This window comes from Streptomyces phytophilus (genome assembly GCF_013870535.1).
Taxonomy (GTDB): domain Bacteria; phylum Actinomycetota; class Actinomycetes; order Streptomycetales; family Streptomycetaceae; genus Streptomyces; species Streptomyces phytophilus.
In genome coordinates this window covers 1-1,609 of the sequence record NZ_JACBXC010001333.1, presented here as the reverse complement: position 1 = coordinate 1,609, position 1,609 = coordinate 1, and the positions used below count along the sequence as shown (strand labels likewise).

Below are 1,609 nucleotides of genomic sequence, written 5' to 3'. Positions count from 1 at the left end.
CGCCGCGGCCGACGGCGGTGACTCCCTGCACCGGACGGCGGACGACCCGTCGTACGTGATCGGCACCGCGGACTGGGGCGCCCGGCCGCCCGGCGGGAACGTCTCCGTCTCGTCCGGGACGACGACGAAGATCGTCGTCCACCACACCGCGTTCCCGAACACCACGGACTACTCGTACGAGACCGCCGTCTTCATGGCACGCAAGATCCAGGATCTGCACATGGACGACAACGGCTGGATCGACAGCGGGCAGCACTTCTCGATCAGCCGCGGCGGCTACGTGCTGGAGGGCCGGCACCGCAGCCTGGAGGCGCTGGGCGACGGCGGCTACCAGGCCGTCAGCGCCCACGCGGTCGGCGAGAACACGCGCGGCATAGGCATCGAGAACGACGGCCACTACGTCAACGACACCCCGACGCCGGCACTGCTGTTCTCACTCCAGCGGCTCTGCGTGACGATCGGCACGCAGTACGGCTTCGGCGCCGACCGCATCTTCGGCCACTGGGACTTCAACGACACGCAGTGCCCGGGGGCGCTGTTCTACCGCGAGTTCCCCGCGCTGCGCCGGCAGGTGGCGCAGGTGCTCGGCCAGGGCCCGGACGAGATCCCGGCGCGCACCTGGCCCGACACGTACTCGTCGAGCAAGGGCGGCACGGTCGAGATGGCGCAGCGGCTGCTGCGCGCGTACGGCTACGACCTGAAGGCGGACGGCGCGTACGGCCCGGTGACGCTGGAGGCGGTGCACACCTTCCAGCGCACGATGGGGCTGCCGGTCGCGGACGACGGCACCCTCGACAACGCCACGTGGGAGGCCCTGACGGTGCCGGTGAGCACCGGGCACAGCGGCGAGGCGGTGCTCGCGGTGCAGCAACTGCTGGTGCGCAAGCTGCACCTGGAGCAGGCCACCGGCCGGTACGACGCGGCGACGACGGCGGCGGTGGCCGAAATGCAGGAGTTGCACGGGCTGCAGGCCACGGGCGCGATGGACGTGGCCACGTGGTGCGCGACGGCGGGCGGGGTCGTCCGCGAGGAGTTCACGACCGTGTGAGACCGGCCGGACGGCCGACCGCCCGGGCGCGCCTAGGCGGGGTCCGCGAATACGACGTCCGTCTTCTCCGCCTCCGGGGCGGCGAAGGCCAGCAGGTCCGATGCCGCCGCCGCCAGCCGGTCCTTGTCGGCGCCGGACAGGGCGGTGAACGGCCGGAGTTCGACGGCGGCCGACGTCCGCCTCAGCTCCGGCTGCCACACGCCCGCGACGCGGCCGTCGAGCAGCAGCGTGCCGCGCACTATGCCGTTCTTCGTGAACACCCGCCGCTCGTCGGCCTTGTCGATGATCCGCGTACGGTCCGCGTGCGCGAGCAGCACGTTGTCGAAGGGGCCGAGGAGCAGCGGCGGCACCGGGCTGCCGGGGTCGGGCAGTTCGGTGCCGGCGAGGTCGAACAGCTCCCGCCCCGCCGCGTCCCGGTACGTCACCAGCCGCGGCCGCAGCCGGTCGAAGACCGCCTTGAGCCGGGTCAGCGACAGCCATTTCTGCGCGTCGGCGACCGACGCCGGGCCGTACGCGGCGAGGTAGCGCAGCACCGTCCCGTCCGCGGTGGGGTCGGTGGCC

Annotated in this window: 2 protein-coding genes; one reads left to right on the top strand and one right to left on the bottom strand. The window is 72.8% G+C overall.

The genetic code is table 11. The features are described from left to right. Window positions 1-1,048 (top strand): peptidoglycan recognition protein family protein (locus H5J30_RS32120; RefSeq protein ID WP_181791140.1); only part of this gene is annotated, 1,048 nt, incomplete at its 5' end. A gap of 32 nt (window positions 1,049-1,080) precedes the next feature. Here the strand turns inward: H5J30_RS32120 and H5J30_RS32115 are convergent. Beyond that, window positions 1,081-1,609 (bottom strand): DNA glycosylase AlkZ-like family protein (locus H5J30_RS32115; protein WP_181791138.1); only part of this gene is annotated, 529 nt, incomplete at its 5' end.